The following is a 19,735-nucleotide window of genomic DNA, read 5'->3' on the forward strand; positions in this document are numbered from 1 at the left end:
TTATTTTTATTAAATCAAATTTAACATTTTCTGAGTGGCCTTGATCGCTGAAACAGTTTGGTCAGAATCTAAACCTCTCGTAATTAACTCTTTATCTCCATCTGCCCAGGTGATGATCGTTTCACAAAGCGCATCTGAATCCCCGCCAGGTGGAATACGCACCGCATAATCCTTCAAGACAGGAAGTATCTTACCATGCTTCTCGAAGATAATGCCTAATGCTTTCATAAAGGCATCATATTGGCCATCACCTTGAGCGTGCTCCTCAAATACTTCACCATCAATCGAAATCTTCAAGGTAACGGATGGACGTAAATCTTTCGAATGTGTCAAGACATAGTTCAACACCTGAACTCGCTCTTCTATCGTATTACTATCTAACACATCAGATATGATGTAAGGGAGATCATTTTGAGTGACAACCTCTTTGCGATCGCCTAATTCAATGATTCGCTGCGTCACGATTTTCAAATCCTGATCAGACAACTGAATACCTAAGGCAGCTAGATTATTTTCAATATTGGCTTTCCCAGACGTCTTTCCTAAAGCGTATTTACGCTCACGGCCAAAACGTTCTGGCATCAAATCATTATGGTATAGATTGTTCTTTTTGTCTCCATCTGCGTGAATACCCGCCGTTTGAGTGAAAACATTCTCTCCCACCACCGGCTTATTCACAGGAATACGGAAACCAGAAAAAGTTTCCACTAATTTACTAACACGGTATAAAGACTTCTCGCAAACAGAGGTTTTCACATCCGTTTGGTAATCATTCAAAACCGCAATAACACTAGCTAATGGTGCATTTCCAGCACGTTCACCCATTCCATTCACCGTTAAATGCAAACCGTGAACGCCGCAACGAACCGCTTCTAAGGCATTCGCCGTCCCTAAATCGTAATCGTTGTGTGCGTGAAAATCAAAATGAGTGTTCGGATACTTTGCGATTAACTGCTTAATGAAATCCGATACTTCGTAAGGAGTTAAAATCCCTAAGGTATCTGGGAGTAAAACGCGCTCCACTGGTTGTGTAGCCAAAAAATCTAAGTATTGAAACACATAGTTTGCACTATTGCGCATCCCATTGCTCCAATCCTCTAGATATACATTCACCGATAAGCCTTTCGACTTAGCTAAGGTGATGGTCTCTGCTATTTCCTTAAAATGTTGCTCTGGCGTCTTCTTTAGTTGGTGCTTTAGGTGATTTAGCGAGCCTTTGGTCAATAAGTTCATCACTTTAGCTCCGGCGTCTAACATCCACTGAACGGATGTTCCTCCATCTACGAAAGTTAATACCTCCACTTTATCTAGAAATCCATTCGCAGCGGCCCAAGAAGTAATCTTCTTTACCGCTTGAAATTCGCCCTCTGAAACACGCGCTGACGCAATCTCAATACGATCTACCTTTAATTCGGTCAAAAGTAATTGAGCTATAGTTAACTTTTCTGAGGCTGAAAACGATACTCCGCTGGTTTGTTCCCCATCGCGAAGGGTCGTATCCATTATTTCTATGTGGCGTTTCAAAAGACTAGCGGTTTTCAGCAAACGTACTGATCTCCGACTTCATCGCTTGTAAATAATCGATGTCATCGAATCCATTCAATAAATTATTTTTCTTGTATCCGTTAATGGCGAACTTTTCAGACGCGCCAGTCGCTACAATCGTAATCGTTTGCTCAGGTAAACTAACCTCTAATTCCGCTTTCGGATCAGCCTCTATTGCGGTGAAAATTTGATGTAAAAATTCCGGGCTAACTTGAACCGGTAAAACACCTACGTTAATGGCATTTCCACGGAAGATATCAGCAAAGAAAGAAGAAACCACACAACGGAAGCCATAATCGTAAATTGCCCAAGCGGCGTGTTCACGTGAAGACCCAGAACCAAAGTTCTTACCGCCTACTAAAATCTTACCTGAATAAGTGGGGTTGTTTAAAACGAAATCAGCCTTAGGAGCATCGTTTTTATCATAACGCCAATCTCTAAATAAATTATCACCAAAACCTGTACGCTCCGTCGCTTTCAAGAAACGAGCCGGGATGATTTGATCTGTATCCACATTCTCAATCGGAAGAGGTACTGCGGAACTTTTTAATACATTAAAACTATCGTAAGCCATATTGCTTTTATTTAATCGATCTTATAAAAATTCTCTAGGGTCTGTTACCACACCCGTGATTGCAGCCGCCGCAGCGACTAATGGACTCGCTAATAAGGTACGAGAACCCGGTCCTTGACGACCTTCGAAGTTACGATTAGACGTACTCACTGCATATTTACCAGCTGGAATCTTGTCATCGTTCATCGCTAAACAAGCAGAACATCCTGGTTGACGAAGGGCAAATCCTGCTTCAGTCAAAATATCGTAAATACCCTCTTCCCTAATCTGTGCTTCCACAATATGAGAACCTGGTACTACCCAAGCCGTTACGTGATCTGCCTTTTTACGACCTTTGACAATCGAAGCAAAGGCACGAAAATCTTCAATACGTCCATTCGTACAAGAACCAATGAATACATAATCCACTTTCTTACCAATCATGGAATCGTTTTGAGCAAAGCCCATATATTCTAAAGACTTCTCATAGGTCGTTACTCCACCCTCTACGTCATCCGCATTCGGAATTTGCTTAGAGATACCCATTCCCATTCCTGGGTTTGTACCGTAGGTAATCATCGGCTCAATATCTGAAGCTAGAAAAGTAATTTCTTCATCAAACGTAGCACCGGAATCCGTCTTCAACGTTTTCCAATAGCCTAATTGGGCATCCCAATCAGCGCCTTTAGGGGCTAATTCACGACCTTCGATATAGTCAAATGTTGTTTGGTCTGGAGCAATCATTCCTCCACGCGCACCCATCTCAATAGATAAATTACAAACCGTCATACGGCCCTCCATTGACATTTTTTCGAACACATCTCCTGCATACTCTACGAAATAACCCGTAGCACCAGAGGTCGTTAATTTAGAAATAATGTATAAAGCAACGTCTTTGGGCGTAACACCTTTTCCTAAAGCTCCATTCACGTTAATACGCATTTTCTTAGGCTTAGGCTGCATAATGCACTGAGAGGATAGCACCATCTCAACTTCTGAAGTACCAATACCAAAAGCAATCGCTCCAAAAGCGCCGTGAGTAGACGTATGAGAATCACCACAAACGATGGTCATACCTGGCAAGGTAATCCCATTTTCTGGTCCTACCACGTGCACAATACCATTCTTAGGATTGCCTAAACCCCAGTGAGAAATACCGTATTTCGCTGTATTCTTCTCTAATTGCAATAATTGATTCGCAGAGAGAGGGTCTTCAACGGGTAAGTGCTGGTTAATCGTAGGCGTGTTGTGATCCGCAGTCGCAAACGTACGCTCTGGAAATAATACACCTATACCGCGTGTTTCAAGACCTAAAAAGGCAACAGGGGATGTCACTTCGTGAATAAAATGACGGTCAATGAAAAATACATCTGGACCATCAGCAATTTTACGAACGACGTGTGAATCCCAGACTTTATCAAATAAGGTTGTTGGGGAATTGCTCATTATATCAATTAGTTTTAAGGCGCTTTAATTATAATTAAGCTACAAAAATGGCGTTTTTTTTGCAAAAATGCAAAGCAAATTGGCTGTTAAAGTAGAATATTGCCAAATATTATGCAAGTCAAAGGGATGCGCGGGAAATAAAAACGAAGGGGTTTTGCCATTTGACCCGCTCATTAGAAAGAACCAATTCGGCAGCTTTTCGGCCCAATATTTCAAAATCCGTCGAAATCGTTGAAATACCATCAAATAACAAACGCTTAATAGGCGTTTCGTTATACGAGATAATTCCTATTTCTTTCCCTAATTGTAACGATTCGTTGCGAATCCGCTCTAATAAAATTAGTAAATCATCCTCCATCACCGTGATGTATACTTGTCCTGAACCCAGTGAAACATCGCTCAGAGATTCCACCACCTCATATTCAAAGGCATAATCCCGGCAAAAATTGATGAATCCTTGAACGATTTCTTTGGGATAATAACTCTGCGTAGGAAAAACGAGCCGAATTTGCTGGTAAGTGGCTAATGATTCTTTGGCTTGTTGTAGACTTTGGTAAATATCATGTTCAAAATCTTCATACACCGCTCCAAACTTCCCTTGAATTCCGGGCAACAACTTATCCAATAAAACCAACTTCTCTTTGGGCAAAGAATTAATCAAATCAATTGCCATCTCCTCTCCCTCCATAAAATGAGGAATCAATACCATGTGCGTATAATCTCGATCGCGACTATCTACAATCTTTTTGAAGAGATTAAAATCGTTATTGTAAATGTAAAAATCAATAGACCCTTGGTCTCCAATCGCCTTAACAAAGGCATCGTAAATGATTTTCTTGTGAACACTTAACTTATTAAATAAAAGAAAAATACGTAGGTTCCTAGGCACTTCATCTACCTTAATATAGAAACCCTTTCCTCGAACAGAATCTATAATTCCTTGCTGTTTGAGGTAATTATACCCCTTCTCCACCGTGATCCGAGCCATAAAATGCTCAAAACTGACTTCATTAATCGACGGAAGCAATTCGCCCTTATGTATTTTTCCCTGTTGAATTCCTTCAATAATGGCATTCGCTAACTGTCGATACTTAGGCGTAGAGGAAAATTCATCGATTTGAATCAGTTGCAACATTAGTGAATAGAGTTACCGATCCCAACAATGATAACAGAAATAAGGATCACCACAATTCCTCCGATTACAGTACGCATCGTGGTAGACGAAACTCCTTTCCATTCCTTGAAATAAAGTCCCCAGAAATTAGAAGTCATAATAATAGTAGCCATATGTAGAATCCAAGAACTTGCACCATTTCCTAATTTACTCTCCCCCATTCCGTAAAAGAAGAATTGTAAAAACCAGGTTGTTCCTGCCACAGCGGCAAAAAGGTAGTTCATGCGAAGTGGCGCTGAAGCATTTACATAATCGCCAAAAGTCTTATTTGAAAAATTCAAATACAGGCAATACACGAAGTTTGTTAAAAATCCTCCCCACAACACAACTATAAAAATGACATTGTTTTGGAACAAGGGATCACAGCCTTTAGCCACCGCAGCGTCTGCCATATCCTTACCTGCTTCAATGCCAAAATTAAAACAAGCCGAACAAAGTCCAGAAATCGTAGCAACGATCAAACCTTTGGTCAAACTAAACTCCTTAATTGTTTCTTGCTTCTGCTCTTGAGATAGCTCATTCTCTTTCATCATTCCTGCTTTACCGCAAAGAAAAATCCCAAAAACACAGACTAAAATCCCCAATAAAACCACTTGTCCACCTGTACTTCCTACGATATGAGAAATCGTATCACCTTCCACTCCAGCTAATTCCCGGTAAATAGGCGGAACTAAGGCACCGAAAATACTACACAAACTTAAGGCGATAGACATCCCTAAAGACATCCCTAAATAACGCATGGCTAAACCAAAGGTCAAACCTCCAATTCCCCATAATAACCCAAAAACAAAAGTCCAGAAAAAGGTGTCCGAATCAATCGATTGAATAATTCCCATAAAGTCCGGAATGGTGAGCCAGGCCGCCACAACTGGGACAATCAACCATGAGAATACTCCCCCCACTAACCAAGCACTTTCCCAAGACCACACTTGAATCTTACGGTAAGGAATGTAAAATGATCCTGAGGCGAAACCGCCAAGGGAATGAAAGAAAAGACCTAGTATAGAACCCATATTTAGTTAGTTTATAAATTTCAAAGTCAAAAGGTTTCTAATATTACCTAAAATAATGATAGATTTGGAATATCAGCTTCCGAATTTAGTTTAATAATCATCCTGAACTATGCTTAGTCACCCTAGGAAAGTACTTTATTTCATTGAATTAATTATTCTAATCATCATACTAGCCCTTAAACCTGCTGATTTAACCGATTGGGCGGCGTATTTAGGTGGTTCTGATCGCAACCACTATTCTACATTGACGCAAATAAAAGCCGATAACGTCGATCAGCTGAAAGAAGCTTGGGAATATAATCTTCCGGATTCAGGCCAAATGCAGGTAAATCCACTGATTACCCAAGGAGTACTTTATGGAGTAAGCTCCACTGTTCAAGCTTTTGCCTTAGACGCCTCGACAGGTAAAGAAATTTGGCGATTTGGCGATCCATTAAAAAACTGGGCCAGTACTTCGCGCGGAGTTAGCTTTTGGACAAATGGGATTGAGAAACGCATTTTATATACAGCAGGTCCTAATCTTTGGGCACTAGATGCTCAGACAGGAAAACCTATTCTTAGTTTTGGTGAACAAGGAAAAATCGACTTACACCTAGGCTTACCAGCCATTGCCGCTTCTAAATTTATTATTTCTAATACACCAGGCACCATTTACCATAACCTCATCATTATGCCAGTTCGCCTATCTGAAGGAGCTGATGCAGCCCCTGGAGATATTCGTGCCTTCGATGTATTAACTGGAAAATTAGTTTGGACCTTCCATACGATTCCCTACCCAGGAGAAAAAGGGTATACTACCTGGCCAAAAGATGCCTATTTAAACACCCATACTGGGGCTGCCAATAACTGGGCAGGGATGGCAGTCGATAACGAAAGAGGTATCCTATTTGTACCTACCGGTTCAGCAGGATACGATTTTTATGGCGGAAACAGAAAGGGGGCTAACTTATTTGCCAATTGCCTCATTGCCCTCGATGCTAAAACAGGTAAACGGCTCTGGCATTTCCAAACAACCCACCACGATCTTTGGGATCGCGATTTACCAGCCCCACCTAATTTGATCACAGTAACACACCGGGGTAAAAAAATTCCTGCAGTCGCCCAAATAACCAAACAAGGATTCGTCTTTCTTTTTGATCGGGTTAGTGGAAAACCCCTCTTCCCTATCGTTGAAAAAAAAGTAATGGGATCTGCATTAAAAGGGGAAAAAGCCTGGCTAACACAGCCCTACCCCACTTTACCAAAGCCTTACGCTAGATTATCTTCAGAAATACAGCATAACGACATTAACCCCTATTCAGAGAATAAAGAGGAATTAATCAACACCTTGGCTTCTTTAAACAAAAGCTGGCACGCAGCCCCAAGTGAAAAAGGAAATCTTATTTTACCTGGATTTGATGGAGGTGGAGAATGGGGAGGTGCAGCGGCTGACCCTAACGGTATTCTTTATGTGAATAGTAATGAAATGGCTTGGATTCAAAAGATGGTACCCACAAAAAAAAACAGTTTAAATCCAGGTGAAAAAATTTATCAAACGAATTGTCAATCATGCCATGGCGCGGATAAAAAAGGAAACCCCTTCAGTGGTTATCCTACCTTAGTAGGCATTTCCTCAAAAAAATCAAAAACGTATATCCAGCAGATAATCAACAATGGGAAAGGGATGATGCCTGGATTCAACCATCTATCTAAAGAGGAAAAGGATCATATTCTATCATTTATCAACGACGAATTGCCTAAAGAAGTAGCTTCTAAAACTTCTAATAGCTATGTATCACCTTACCAAATGACAGGATATATCAAATTCTTAGACGCAAAAGGACTACCTGCACTCAGTCCGCCGTGGGGAACCCTAAATGCTATCGATTTAAATACAGGTAAATACGTTTGGAAAATACCTTTTGGCGATGAACCAGCGTTAGCTAAACAAGGGATCACTGGAACGGGTGCTGAAAATTATGGTGGCCCAATCGTGACGGCAAGCGGATTACTCATTATTGGTGCTGCCAAAGATGGAAAATTGCGCATCTATGCTAGTAAAACAGGAAAACTGCTACGAACAATTACCTTGCCTGCAGCAGCTTTCGCGACACCATCCACCTATGCAGTGAATGGAAAACAATTTATTGTCATCGCCTGTGGAGGAACGAAATTAGGAACTCCTAAAGGGAATAAATACATTGCCTTTAGCCTCTAATTATTCTTTTACAATCGTAGTCGCAAAAGGTTTTCCAGCTGAAATCACGTGCAAAACATATTTGCCCACCCGAATACCAGAAAAGTCTGTAAATACAATCTCCTTAATGGGAGCCTCGTAGATGTGTTGGTAAATAACTGAACCTAATTGATCATAAATGGCTACAAAGGTTGGTTTGGTACTAGGTGAAGAGAAACCAATCGTTAATTTATCGATAAAAGGATTGGGAAATGTGGTATAAGTAATTGGATTTTCTTCTTGCACATTCAACTTAATCCCAGAAGCGGCAATACTACGTTCTAACAAAGATGGCTGCTTAAATCCTTGACGAACAACTACCCCCCCGTTTGAAGATGTACCAGTCACCGCACTTTGTTGACCTATGATTTGAGAATAATATTTACCATCAACCACCGTTGTAGCACCTCCCGCTCCAATGGCAGAACTTATTACTTTTTGGGAATAAACCACTTGCACTGCGCACAAAAGGACAATCGTCATTAACACACTTTTCATCACGCTATTTTTTTAATGTTGAAATAAACTCTTTTATGCTTAGACCTTCAAATTCCGTAAACAAATACTCCAAATCATCAGAACAGGCAAAACCAGAATCACTATATAAATTCTGCAAACACGCTTTCTGTAAGCATCCTTGTTTTATTAACTTCTTCGCAAACTGAACACGTAAACGATTCATTTCATCGGTAAAGTTAGTGAAAAGATAAAGTTCGAAAAAATCACGCAATTCTCTACTATCCTTTTGGACTAATTCCCCGAATTGATCCAAAGTCAAATTGGGGTTCAAAAAAGGTTTATCAAATATATAACAATCATTCATCGCCTGATCCATCTTCCACCAATAAGCTTCCTGAGGATTTAATATACGCTTAAATCGATCTGCATTTAAATAAATTACTTGTGGAAAGAAATACAAAGTACAAACCATCACCATGTAGGCAACCAAGGATAAATACTTAATTGCACTCGGGTGATTCAACCAAGTAAAACCCACAGTATTCTCTAACCATACACCGAAAAAAACAGAACTCATACCCACAAAAACCAACCATTGAAAGGACAAAAACAAGAGTAGCCACTTGCCCAAATTAGTAGCCTTAAAAAAATACACTTGATTTCTCTTCAGATAATTGATTCCCCAGATGGTATAAAAACTTAGTAAAAGTGGCCTTAGAACATATAATTGCGCTGCATTGAAGACAAAACCTAAGCGAATACGAAACATCGAAGTCCAATCGCTAAATACCTGCCTAACTACTTCTACTTTGTAGGCATATGGAGAGATATAATAGGGAATCGTGTCAAAGAACACCAGGATAAAGGGGATAAAATGCCATAAATCTTTAGCTTTTAACTGTGTAGATCCTGTACGCAAACTTCGAAGATAAAAATACACTAGTGGACCAATCAGAAAATAAATAGAAGAAAAATTGCCGTATAACAACACCGTAAACAACAAACTATGCCCTAGAGACATCGAATAGACGGTCAAACAGTAAATACCAGAGATAAAAAACAAGATGGCAAGATAGATATTCGGATTTGCGAATAACGTACCACGTGATTTCAGAAAGATGATCGAAGGTGTCATAAAACTAGTAAATAGCGTCATGACAAAAATCGACTGAAACAGAAACAGCATTATGAAGTGGTTAGATATAAATGTAATGTACAAAATTATAATGATTCAAAATCCATACTTAGTAAATTACCACTATATTGATAAAGTATTATGAAACTAAAATTAAAGATTACCCGCTTTTGGAAACTTTTAGGACCAGGCTTAGTCACCGGAGCAAGTGATGATGATCCATCTGGAATAGCCACCTATTCTCAAGCCGGGGCGGGATTTGGGTTATCAACACTTTGGACAGCTTTAATAGCCTTCCCTTTGATGGCCGCCATTCAACAGATGTGTGCCAGAATCGGATTAGTGACAAAACAAGGCCTAACAGGGACTTTAAAAAAGCATTATCCGAGACCCCTTTTATACCTCATGTTACTCTTTAGTTTCCCTGCCATTGTGATGAATATTGGGGCAGACATTGCGGGCATGGGAGCCGTAGGGAACTTATTATTTCCAGCTATCGACCAAAGCTATTTCAGCGTACTATTTACCCTTTTATTATTAGGACTGATTATTTACCTTCCATACGCGAAAATTGCAGCTATTCTAAAGTACTTATGTATTGTCATGGTAGTGTATTTTATTGTCCCCTTTTTATACGAACAAGATTTTAAAGAAATCATTAAAGCAACACTAGTACCTGATATTCAATTCACTAAAGAATACATCGCTATTTTAGTAGGCATATTAGGTACGACGATTTCGCCTTATTTGTTCTTCTGGCAGGCATCAGTAGAAGTGGAAGAAATGAATGTTCACAAAAAAATAATCGTCAATAAAAAAATTATTCATGAAATGGAGCAGGATGTTGATTTTGGCATGGGATTCTCCGGATTTGTCATGTATTTTATCATTTTAACGACGGGTACGGTATTGTTTAAAAGTGGAATTCATCAAATAGATACGGTAGAACAGGCTGCTTTGGCCCTAAAACCTCTAGCAGGAGATATGGCCTATTTACTATTTGCTATTGGGATTATTGGAACCGGTCTCATTGCGATTCCAGTTTTAAGTGGATCACTTTCGTATATTTTCACAGAAACATTTGGTTGGGAACAAGGATTAAATAAGAAATTCCATGAGGCTAAAGGTTTTTATTCCATCATCGCCTTCTCTCTATTAGTGGGCCTATCTTTGAATTATATAGGTATATCCCCCATTGATGCCTTAATATATACCGCTATATTATACGGAATGACGGCACCTGTTTTAATCGCCATCATTCTGCATATTTCTAATAACAAGGAAATTATGGGGGATAATACCAATTCGAAATTGTCCAATGTGTTGGGATTCGCAGCTTTATTCATTATGACATTGGCAGCTGGCACATTACTCTATTTGGAATTTATAGGATAAAAAAAAACCATACTCCCTTATCGAGAGTATGGTAAAAAAAATGTGGACCAGCATGGGCTCGAACCATGGACCCCCTGATTATGAGTCAGATGCTCTAACCAACTGAGCTACAAGTCCGCATTGTACATCCTTTTACGGAATTCAATGTGGCACAAAATTAAGGAATACTAACCTTTTTAGCTAAATTTCGGAAAAGAATCTCCCATGTACCCAACTAAAATTATTAATGATCCGATTTACGGTTTTATAAAAATCAATAATCCATTAATTCTTGAACTGATTGATCACCCTTATTTTCAGCGACTTAAACGTATCAAACAATTAGGTTTAGCAGAATTCGTTTACCCGGGTGCACATCATACCCGATTTCATCACGCCTTGGGAGCAATGCATTTGATGGATCAAGTATTAGACAACTTGAAAGCTAAAGGGTATTCAATCTCCACAGAGGAACAAGAAGCTGCAGAAATCGCCATTTTATTACACGATATTGGTCATGGACCATTCTCGCATGTTTTGGAATACACCCTATTAAATGAAGTAAAACACGAAGATGTGTCTACCCTATTAATGGCTAAATTGAATCAACATTTTAAGGGCAAATTAAACCTTGCCATTGAAATTTTTGAAAATAAATATCCGCGTAAATTCTTTCATCAACTAGTCTCCTCACAATTAGACGTGGATCGCTTAGATTATTTAAGCAGAGATTCATTTTATACGGGTGTACGCGAAGGTTTTATAGGCTCTGAACGTTTATTAAGCATGATGGACTTAAATAATGAGCAATTGGTCATTGAAGAAAAAGGGATATACTCCACTGAAAATTTCTTAATGGCGCGTCGATTAATGTATTGGCAGGTGTATTTGCACAAAACGGCAATCGCGGCTGAAACGATGTTAATTCAAATTTTACGTCGGGCTAAATTTTTAATTTCTGAAGGCCAAAAATTACCTTGCTCTACTCCCTTGAAAACTTTCTTGAAAAGTACCTATACATGGGAGGAATTTTCAACCAAAGAAAGTCTTCTTATTGCCTTCACCGAATTAGATGATCATGACGTGTGGGCAGCCATAAAAGAATGGAAAAATGCAAGCGATAAAATACTAAAGCATTTGTGTACACACTTTTTGGCAAGAAAATTATTCACCTGCAAATTAGGCTCTCAACCTATTCCTAAAGCAAAAAGAGTCGAAATTGAAGAGAACATCAAACGAGAATATGGAATAACCGACGAGGAATTATCCTACTTCGTCGTAGAAGGTTCAACTTCTAATGCTGCCTACGTACAGGGCGATAACACTATCAAAATGGTCGACAAACAAGGTCAAGTGGTCGAGTTACTCGAAGCATCTGATTTACCGACCATACAGGCTTTAAGCAAGATTGTAAAAAAATACTATTTTTGTTGTCCAAAGAGCGTATATTTGCAAGGAGAATTGAGCTAATGGAAATTCTCATTGCCATTATTAAACATCGTTTGACCGAATGAAATTTACTGTTGATCAAATAGCCCAATTAATTCAAGGAACAGTAGATGGCGATGGTTCAGCAAGTATAAGTATGTTTAATAAAATTGAAGAGGGTAAAACCGGTAGTATTTCCTTTTTGGCAAACCCTAAATACGAATCCTATCTATATCAATCTAAGGCTACAGCCATCATCGTTGCAGCTGATTTAGTCTTAAAAGAAAAGCCTTTAGCGACTTTAATCAAGGTTAAAGACCCCTACTCCGCCTTCACTATTTTACTCCAAAAATACCAAGAGTTTACGAGTGTAAAAGAAACAGGAATTCAACAACCTAGTTACATTGCTGATGATGCAAAAACAGGTCTAAATCTATATTTAGGCCAATTTTCTAGTATAGGCAAAGGCTCTACGATTGGAAAGGACACGTATATTGCTGCGCATGTTACAATCGGAAATAAAGTTTCTATCGGAGACAATTGCGTCATTTATCCAGGTGTTGTTATTTATAATGATACCGTAGTTGGAAACAATTGTACTATTCATGCGAATGCAGTAATCGGATCAGATGGATTCGGATTTGCACCACAAGCAGATGGCACTTTTTCAACCATTCCTCAATTAGGTAATGTGGTCATTGAAGATGGCGTAAGTATTGGCGCGAATGCTACCATAGACCGAGCAACCATGGGTTCTACCTTGATCAAAAAAGGAGTAAAAATTGACAACTTAGTTCAAATTGCCCACAATGTGGAAGTGGGTGCAAATACGGCTATTGCAGCCCAAACAGGTGTATCTGGCTCGACTAAAATAGGTCAAAACTGCTTAATCGGCGGTCAAGTAGGTGTAGCAGGACATATAAGTATTGCTGATAAAACCATTGTAACCGCCCAATCAGGAGTGACTAAAACAGTTCGAAAAGAAGGACAAATATTAGGTGGAACTCCGGCCTCCCCTAATAGTGAATATTTGAAACGTAATGCTTTATTACGTCAATTACCGGACTTATTAAAACGATTAGAATCTTAATATCGCGTATGAACAATAAGCAACATACTATTACCAAAGCTGTAACCCTATCTGGTGTAGGTTTGCATACTGGCGTAGTTGCCAACCTGACTTTTTTACCTGCTCCTGCAAACCACGGGATCAAATTCCAACGTGTTGATTTACCAGGTCAACCTATCGCAGATGCAGATGTAGATTACGTCGTAGATACATCACGCGGAACAACCATTGAGCACAATGGAGCTAGAATCAATACGGTAGAACACGTATTAGCAGCTCTTGTTGGTTTAGAAGTAGACAATATTTTAATCCAATTAGATGGACCAGAGCCTCCGATTATGGATGGTAGTTCTATCAAATTTGTAGAGGCGTTAAAAGACGCAGTTCTTGTAGAGCAAGATGCACACCGTAAATTCTTCGAACTGACTGAAGAAGTACGTTACAAGGATTTAGAAAATGGAATTGAATTAGCCGCATTACCATTAAACGACTACCGTATGGCGGTAATGGTGGATTATAATTCAAAATTCCTTTCTAGTCAACACGCTAACCTAAGCCACGTTTCTCAATTTGAGAAAGACTTCTCCATGTGTAGAACATTCTGTTTCGTACATGAATTAGAGGTTTTATATAAAGCAGGTTTAATCAAAGGCGGAGACTTAAATAATGCCATTGTCATTGCAGATAAAGACTATTCAGAGTCTGAATTAGCCCATTTATCAGAGGTATTAGGTAAACCGAAGATTTCCGTTTCTAAAGAGGCGGGTATCTTGAACAATACTAACTTGCATTTTAATAACGAGATGGCTCGCCACAAGTTATTGGATTTAATGGGAGATTTAGCTTTAGTAGGTCGCCCTATCAAGGCGCAAATTTTAGCATCACGCCCAGGTCACGCTTCTAACGTAGAATTAGCGCGTAAGATCAAGAAATTGATGTTAGACGCGGAGAAGAACAAAGTACCTACCTACGATCCAAAGCAGCCTCCTATTTTCACGCATGAACGCGTATATGAACTTTTACCTCATCGGTATCCATTCCAAATGATTGATAAAATCATTTATTTGGATGACAACAGCGTAGTAGGTGTAAAGAATGTGACGATGAATGAAAATTATTTCATGGGTCACTTCCCAAACAATCCAGTTATGCCAGGAGTTATGCAAGTGGAGGCTATGGCGCAAACAGGTGGTATCCTTGTATTGAGCTCAGTAGAAGACCCAGAGAATTATTGGCCCTATTTAGTGGGAATTGAAAATTGTCGCTTTAGAAAAAGCGTAATCCCTGGAGATACAATCATATTTAAGTGTGAACTTCAAGCACCTATTCGCAGAGGTATCGCTAAAATGATTGGTAAGGCTTATGTAGCTGGCCAAGTAGTTTGTGAAGCAGAAATGACTGCTAGTTTAGTACGTAAATCGTAAGATTTTATATATGATTCATCAATTAACTCATATTGACCCTAAAGCTAAAATCGGTGCTAATGTAAGTGTCGATGCTTTCACTTCTATTCATGAAGATGTAGAAATTGGTGAAGGAACATGGATTGGATCAAACGTAACCATTTATCCGGGTGCGCGCATTGGTAAAAATGTACGCATTTTCCCAGGTGCCGTTATTTCCGCCATTCCTCAAGATTTAAAATTTGGAGGAGAAACTACGACTGCTGAAATTGGTGACAATTCTACCATTCGCGAATGTGTGACCATCAACCGCGGAACTACAGATAAGATGAAAACGGTCATTGGCAAAAACTGCTTGATTATGGCCTATGTTCACGTGGCTCACGATTGCTTTATCGGAGACCATTGTATTTTAGCGAATGCCGTACAAATGGCTGGACATGTTACAGTTGGAGATTTTGCCATTATTGGAGGATCGACTGCTATACACCAGTTCGCTACCATCGGGCAACACGTAATGATTTCAGGTGGTTCTTTAGTTAGAAAAGATGTCCCTCCTTTCACAAAGTCAGGCCGTGAACCATTAAGTTATGCTGGTATTAATTCCGTAGGCTTGCGTCGTCGTAATTACACGGATGAACAAATAAGTGTTATTCAAGAGGCTTATCGATATTTATACTTGAAAGGACTCAATACGAATGCTGCTTTAGCTGAAATTGAAGCAAAATTACCTAATACCACGGAGAGAAATGAAATTCTAGATTTCGTTAAAAATTCAGAGCGGGGTATCATGAAAGGCTAATAATCGATGGAAATTCTTGTTCAAAATCTTTCTAAAAAGTTCAGACAGGAATTTGTCATCCGTCAATTCAACTATACTTTTCGATCCGGTAATTCCTACGCCATCACGGGCCCGAATGGATCTGGAAAATCCACTTTACTTCAATTAATCGCTCAATTTACTTTACCTAATAAAGGAACTGTAGAAATGGTCGGTATAGATGCAGAGCTTGTCTATAGTCAAATTACTTATGCGGCTCCCTATGTCGAGTTGATTGAAGAATATACATTACCGGAACATCTAGATATTTTGGTCAAAAACAAGTACTTGCCTGCCTCAGTCACTTTAGAACTACTGGAGGATTTCATTGACTTACAGCCGGGTAGATTTAAATTAATCAAGAACTATTCTTCGGGTATGCGTCAAAAAATCAAACTTGGTTTTGCCCTACTTTCAGACAGACCAGTCCTTTTGCTAGATGAACCGACAACGAATTTTGATGAACAAGCTAAAAATTGGTTCTTTAATCGACTGGAACAACAGCGACATAAATTAATCATTGTTGCTTCCAACGAGGCGAGAGAGATTGAATTTTGCCACGAGAAAATAGCCATTCAAGATTTCAAATAAGAAATCTGAGTCTTAGACGAATCACACCTACTAGTAGTGTAATAAATCCTACAAAGAAAAGTAAGTCACTAAAGCTTAATACTCCCATACTCATTCGGTTATAATGAGAGGACAAATCTATAAAGTCCAAGCGTACTTCCTTAGCTCCTTGCCAACAGACAAAATTCATTCCAAGTCCTATAATAAAAGCCACAGGCTGCTTTTTACTTAGACTAGAGGCAAATAAACCCATTGCCACAAAACAAAGAACCAGCAGAAACAAAGCTATAAAACCTCCTATAATCAAGGAAGAATCATAATTATTTTCAGGCAAACCCAATACCGAGATAGTTTGAATGAAAATCACACTAGGTAACAAGGTTATCAAAACAATAAAGGCCAAGGCACCCAATTTCGCAAATAGAATTTGATTAGTCGATATTGGTAAAGAACGAAGTAACTGAAATGTCCCTCGATCCATTTCTTCAGAAAAACTATTCATAGAAAGAGCAGGAACAAAGAATAGGAAAAACCAAGGACTTAAATCAAAGAAAACCGTTAACTCTGCAAATCCGTAATCAAGCAGATTTCCATCTATCACCCAAACGTAAACACCCATTAAAATAAAAAAAGACGAGATGGTTCCCCAGCCCATCCAAGAGCTAAAAAAAGCCAACACGTCTTTCTTTAAAAGAGTAAACATCTTATTCAAAGACAGGTTTTTCACGTTTCACTACAGCGGAAACAATTAAACCTAATAAGAAATTGAAAATTACGCTCATAATAACAACGATAACAAACTGCATTCCTGGGTTCATAAACATAGCTGTCATCTCCTCCGCACTTTGAATCTGACTTGCACTCATGCCTTGATCCTCCATCCGCTCTCTGGCGATATCCATTTGGCGCTGAATGACTGTATTGTCAATAAACTGAATATAAATGTAATTAAATCCACCAGCTACTAAACCGCTAATCGCACCCAGTAAGGTAGCTAAACCTAAACCTTGGCCATAACTGATATAGCCTTCGTTTTGCTCTCTATATTCACGTAAGCAGAGATAAGAGATTGTAACAGATAATACCAATGACCAAACGGTAGAAATCCAGCTAATGGATTCTTGAAATTGTTCAGCCCATCCCATGACGTTAACAAGCGTTGAAAAAAGGAAACTTAATAATCCATTAATGAAGCCGTATTTTAAGGCGATAATAGATGATGAGGCAGTTGATTCAGATGTGTTTTCCATACTTATTTTTTATAGTACAATGAAATTAACAAATTAGGCAGGAATCCCAAAGCAATCTTTTGGGCAAAATCATCTTTCGCAATGCTATAAGCATCTATTGATTTGACTCCTGCATGCAATCGATTATAATACTCGCCACCTTCTTGATTGACAATTACTTCTTTATATGAATTCAATTCCAACAAACTCTGTTGAATATACGCGTCTAGCATCTGTATTCCGCTAGGAGATTGAAAGAAGTAATAAAGAAAATAAGCGCTAAATAGGGCTGTAATAATTATCAAGATGTATTGAAGCGTAAAATAGACTAAAAAATGCTTCTTTTCACCACCGTTACGTTTCGGAAAACGTGTGACATACCACCATTGAAAAAACAACAGAAAAACATACGTAGGTGCTTTTTTACCACCTATGGGTATAATGTCAAATTGTTGCAGGATAAAACTATATGCCAGCAATAAAAGGACAAATAACAAAGCTAATAGAACAAAACGACCTATTTCGGCAAACCAATTATTGACCATAAGAATAATTTAATCCATTAAATACACCTAGTATTTTATATTTCAAGGTATGTCCAATAAAAATCGAATTCTTGGATTTAGAAACAATTTCTTTGATTGTGTATACGTGTGAATCTGCTACAATAATGAAACCTTTCATCGTCTCTCCTATCTTCAATTCAGGCAACTGAATTCCTAAGAAAGCGGCAGCACCGAGAGATAAATAATTATCAATCTTCGTTAGACCTTGTTTTTTCGCTTCGTCAATAAAGGTTAATGCTAACGTTTCTAAGCCAATCGTACCGAAAGAAGCTTGATCGAATTCCAATTCTTTATTTTCCACTTCAACTGGATGGTGATCTGAAACGACAGCCATAATTGCCCCGTCTTTCAAACCTTGCCATAAAGCTAAACGATCAGATTCAGTCCTTAGAGGAGGATTAACCTTTTTCAAGGTATCAAAATCAGAAACTGCGTCTTCTGTAAAAACAAGTGAGTAGATCGCGACATCTGCTGTCACAGGTAATCCTGCCTTCTGAGCATCACTAATCAATCTAACTGACTCTGCTGTAGAAATACAAGAAAAATGGAGGGAGAAATCCGGATTAGCCAAGCCAAATGAATGTTGCATCACATAGGCCAATAAATCCAAATCGCGCTTCACATGCATCGTTTCTGCAAGCACTGGGATACCTTTTAAACCTAAGAGCGTACTTTGAAGTCCTTCATGTATTTGGCCAAATAAGGATAAACCTTTTACATCTGGACGTGAAATAACTTTCGCGGCTAAAGGCTGCAAATATTGCAGGCACTTTAACATTAAATCTGTGTCTTGCAATGCACCCGCACCATGGCTAAACCAAGATGCTCCAGCCTGATGTAAATCCATCAAATCGCTAAAGTTCTCCGCTTTATTCCCTAACGTTAGCGGTGCAGCAGGATAAGCTAATACACCAGAACCTGCTAATTTTCCCGATATAAACTGAATTGCTTCTGGTTGCTGCGGCACTGGATCACCTGTAGGTAAAAGCAAAAAGTCTAAAACCCCACCCTTCCAAGCCGCCGCTTGTAAACTAGTCCAATCCTCTTTGTGTTCCCCACCTGGCAAGGTATTATGAACACGAAGATCGACTACAGAAGGAAACCATTGTAGATCGCTGTTAGATATAACTAGATCAGCCTCAACTTGAATCTGTGGCGCAATTTCTACCCACTGACCGTTAGAAGCTAGTAAATCCACTTTCTTTCCGTAAAAGGAAGAACGGCTATCCTGAATTAAAATCTGTTTGAATAAGATCCGCATTTGTTTTTGGCTTATAAAAAAACCCTGATTAACAGGGTTTTAAAATCAATGTCCGATAAAGGATTTATATGTTTCTACATCCATCAATTGGGATAAATCACCAGCGTCAGCCGCTTTGATTTTCACAACCCAACCATCACCGTACGGATCCGAGTTAATTAATTCTGGACTGTTGTTTAAAGCTGTATTGAATTCTACGATTTCTCCAGCTACTGGCAAGAACAAATCTGAAACCGTCTTAACCGCTTCTACTGTTCCAAAAACACCGTCTTTCGCAATCGTCTGACCTACCGTCTCTACTTCTACGAAAACGATATCGCCTAACTCGCCTTGAGCGAAGTCTGTGATACCTACGATAGCTACATCGCCATCAACTTTAATCCACTCGTGTTCTTGAGTATATTTTAATTCGCTTGGAAAATTCATATGATTATTATTTGCTTACAAAGGTCACTAAAATCTCGATTTTTTGCAA

General features: G+C 39.0%; 19 protein-coding genes and 1 tRNA gene. 7 read left to right on the forward strand and 13 right to left on the reverse strand.

From position 1 onward, the window contains the following. Positions 1-9: 9 nt before the first annotated feature. The 5 genes from SKC35_RS04155 to rhaT all read right to left on the reverse strand — a co-directional run bounded on the left by SKC35_RS04155 (position 10) and on the right by rhaT (position 5,731). A complete protein-coding gene (locus SKC35_RS04155) occupies positions 10-1,503 on the reverse strand; it encodes an alpha-isopropylmalate synthase regulatory domain-containing protein (protein WP_377978184.1) in 1,494 nt (497 codons plus the stop codon). Between the two features lie 25 nt (positions 1,504-1,528). Then, entirely contained in the window at positions 1,529-2,119 is a 591-nt protein-coding gene (gene leuD, locus SKC35_RS04160; RefSeq protein WP_130923267.1) for a 3-isopropylmalate dehydratase small subunit, read from the reverse strand. Between the two features lie 21 nt (positions 2,120-2,140). Beyond that, entirely contained in the window at positions 2,141-3,544 is a 1,404-nt protein-coding gene (leuC, locus tag SKC35_RS04165) for a 3-isopropylmalate dehydratase large subunit (protein ID WP_377978185.1), read from the reverse strand. Positions 3,545-3,662: 118 nt separating this feature from the next. Continuing rightward, entirely contained in the window at positions 3,663-4,679 is a 1,017-nt protein-coding gene (locus SKC35_RS04170; protein WP_377978186.1) for a GntR family transcriptional regulator, read from the reverse strand. Further along, on the reverse strand, positions 4,679-5,731 hold the full coding sequence (gene rhaT, locus SKC35_RS04175; RefSeq protein WP_377978187.1) for an L-rhamnose/proton symporter RhaT: 1,053 nt from the start codon (positions 5,729-5,731) through the stop codon (positions 4,679-4,681). The genes SKC35_RS04170 and rhaT overlap by 1 nt, the downstream gene beginning before the upstream one ends. Positions 5,732-5,840: 109 nt before the next feature. Between rhaT and SKC35_RS04180 the strand changes: the two genes are divergently transcribed. After that, entirely contained in the window at positions 5,841-7,928 is a 2,088-nt protein-coding gene (locus tag SKC35_RS04180) for an outer membrane protein assembly factor BamB family protein (protein WP_377978188.1), read from the forward strand. On the opposite strand, the gene SKC35_RS04185 is transcribed toward SKC35_RS04180, so the two are convergent. Next, positions 7,929-8,444: a T9SS type A sorting domain-containing protein gene (locus SKC35_RS04185; RefSeq protein WP_377978189.1), complete on the reverse strand. Its 516-nt coding sequence runs from the start codon at positions 8,442-8,444 to the stop codon at positions 7,929-7,931. It lies immediately after the preceding gene. 4 nt (positions 8,445-8,448) lie between these two features. Next, complete coding sequence (locus tag SKC35_RS04190; protein WP_377978190.1) at positions 8,449-9,591, reverse strand: hypothetical protein; 1,143 nt, start codon at positions 9,589-9,591, stop codon at positions 8,449-8,451. Between the two features lie 90 nt (positions 9,592-9,681). Between SKC35_RS04190 and SKC35_RS04195 the strand changes: the two genes are divergently transcribed. Beyond that, positions 9,682-10,935 (forward strand): NRAMP family divalent metal transporter, encoded by a 1,254-nt coding sequence (locus SKC35_RS04195; protein WP_377978191.1) that lies wholly within the window; start codon positions 9,682-9,684, stop codon positions 10,933-10,935. 43 nt (positions 10,936-10,978) lie between these two features. Here SKC35_RS04195 and SKC35_RS04200 read toward each other — a convergent pair. Next, positions 10,979-11,052 (reverse strand) — tRNA-Ile (locus tag SKC35_RS04200). An 87-nt stretch (positions 11,053-11,139) separates the two neighbouring features. Between SKC35_RS04200 and SKC35_RS04205 the strand changes: the two genes are divergently transcribed. Genes SKC35_RS04205 through SKC35_RS04225 form a run of 5 tightly spaced genes read left to right on the forward strand, consistent with a single transcriptional unit; the run spans position 11,140 to position 16,225 of the window. Continuing rightward, positions 11,140-12,384 carry an HD domain-containing protein gene (locus SKC35_RS04205; RefSeq protein WP_377978192.1) on the forward strand — a complete coding sequence of 415 codons (1,245 nt, stop codon included), beginning with the start codon at positions 11,140-11,142 and terminating at the stop codon, positions 12,382-12,384. Positions 12,385-12,424: 40 nt separating this feature from the next. Then, positions 12,425-13,432 carry a UDP-3-O-(3-hydroxymyristoyl)glucosamine N-acyltransferase gene (gene lpxD, locus SKC35_RS04210; RefSeq protein ID WP_377978193.1) on the forward strand — a complete coding sequence of 336 codons (1,008 nt, stop codon included), beginning with the start codon at positions 12,425-12,427 and terminating at the stop codon, positions 13,430-13,432. Positions 13,433-13,440: 8 nt separating this feature from the next. Then, positions 13,441-14,835: a bifunctional UDP-3-O-[3-hydroxymyristoyl] N-acetylglucosamine deacetylase/3-hydroxyacyl-ACP dehydratase gene (locus tag SKC35_RS04215; protein WP_130896800.1), complete on the forward strand. Its 1,395-nt coding sequence runs from the start codon at positions 13,441-13,443 to the stop codon at positions 14,833-14,835. 10 nt (positions 14,836-14,845) lie between these two features. Continuing rightward, a complete protein-coding gene (gene lpxA, locus SKC35_RS04220; protein WP_377978194.1) occupies positions 14,846-15,616 on the forward strand; it encodes an acyl-ACP--UDP-N-acetylglucosamine O-acyltransferase in 771 nt (256 codons plus the stop codon). A gap of 6 nt (positions 15,617-15,622) precedes the next feature. Then, positions 15,623-16,225 (forward strand): ABC transporter ATP-binding protein, encoded by a 603-nt coding sequence (locus SKC35_RS04225; RefSeq protein WP_377978195.1) that lies wholly within the window; start codon positions 15,623-15,625, stop codon positions 16,223-16,225. On the opposite strand, the gene SKC35_RS04230 is transcribed toward SKC35_RS04225, so the two are convergent. From SKC35_RS04230 to gcvH, 5 genes are read right to left on the reverse strand one after another with little or no spacing between them, the layout of a single operon-like run. After that, positions 16,218-16,907: an ABC transporter permease subunit gene (locus SKC35_RS04230; protein WP_377978407.1), complete on the reverse strand. Its 690-nt coding sequence runs from the start codon at positions 16,905-16,907 to the stop codon at positions 16,218-16,220. The two genes, SKC35_RS04225 and SKC35_RS04230, sit on opposite strands and share 8 nt — an antisense overlap. 1 nt (position 16,908) lies before the next feature. Further along, the gene (locus SKC35_RS04235; RefSeq protein WP_377978196.1) at positions 16,909-17,454 is read right to left on the reverse strand and encodes a DUF4199 domain-containing protein; all 546 of its coding nucleotides are present in this window, start codon (positions 17,452-17,454) and stop codon (positions 16,909-16,911) included. 2 nt (positions 17,455-17,456) lie between these two features. Then, on the reverse strand, positions 17,457-17,978 hold the full coding sequence (locus SKC35_RS04240) for a hypothetical protein (protein ID WP_377978197.1): 522 nt from the start codon (positions 17,976-17,978) through the stop codon (positions 17,457-17,459). Continuing rightward, complete coding sequence (locus SKC35_RS04245) at positions 17,968-19,260, reverse strand: dihydroorotase (protein WP_377978198.1); 1,293 nt, start codon at positions 19,258-19,260, stop codon at positions 17,968-17,970. The genes SKC35_RS04240 and SKC35_RS04245 overlap by 11 nt, the downstream gene beginning before the upstream one ends. Positions 19,261-19,305: 45 nt before the next feature. Continuing rightward, on the reverse strand, positions 19,306-19,686 hold the full coding sequence (gene gcvH, locus SKC35_RS04250) for a glycine cleavage system protein GcvH (protein ID WP_377978199.1): 381 nt from the start codon (positions 19,684-19,686) through the stop codon (positions 19,306-19,308). Positions 19,687-19,735 lie beyond the last annotated feature (49 nt).

Source organism: Aquirufa originis (assembly GCF_042714495.1).
Taxonomy (GTDB): Bacteria; Bacteroidota; Bacteroidia; order Cytophagales; family Spirosomataceae; genus Aquirufa; species Aquirufa originis.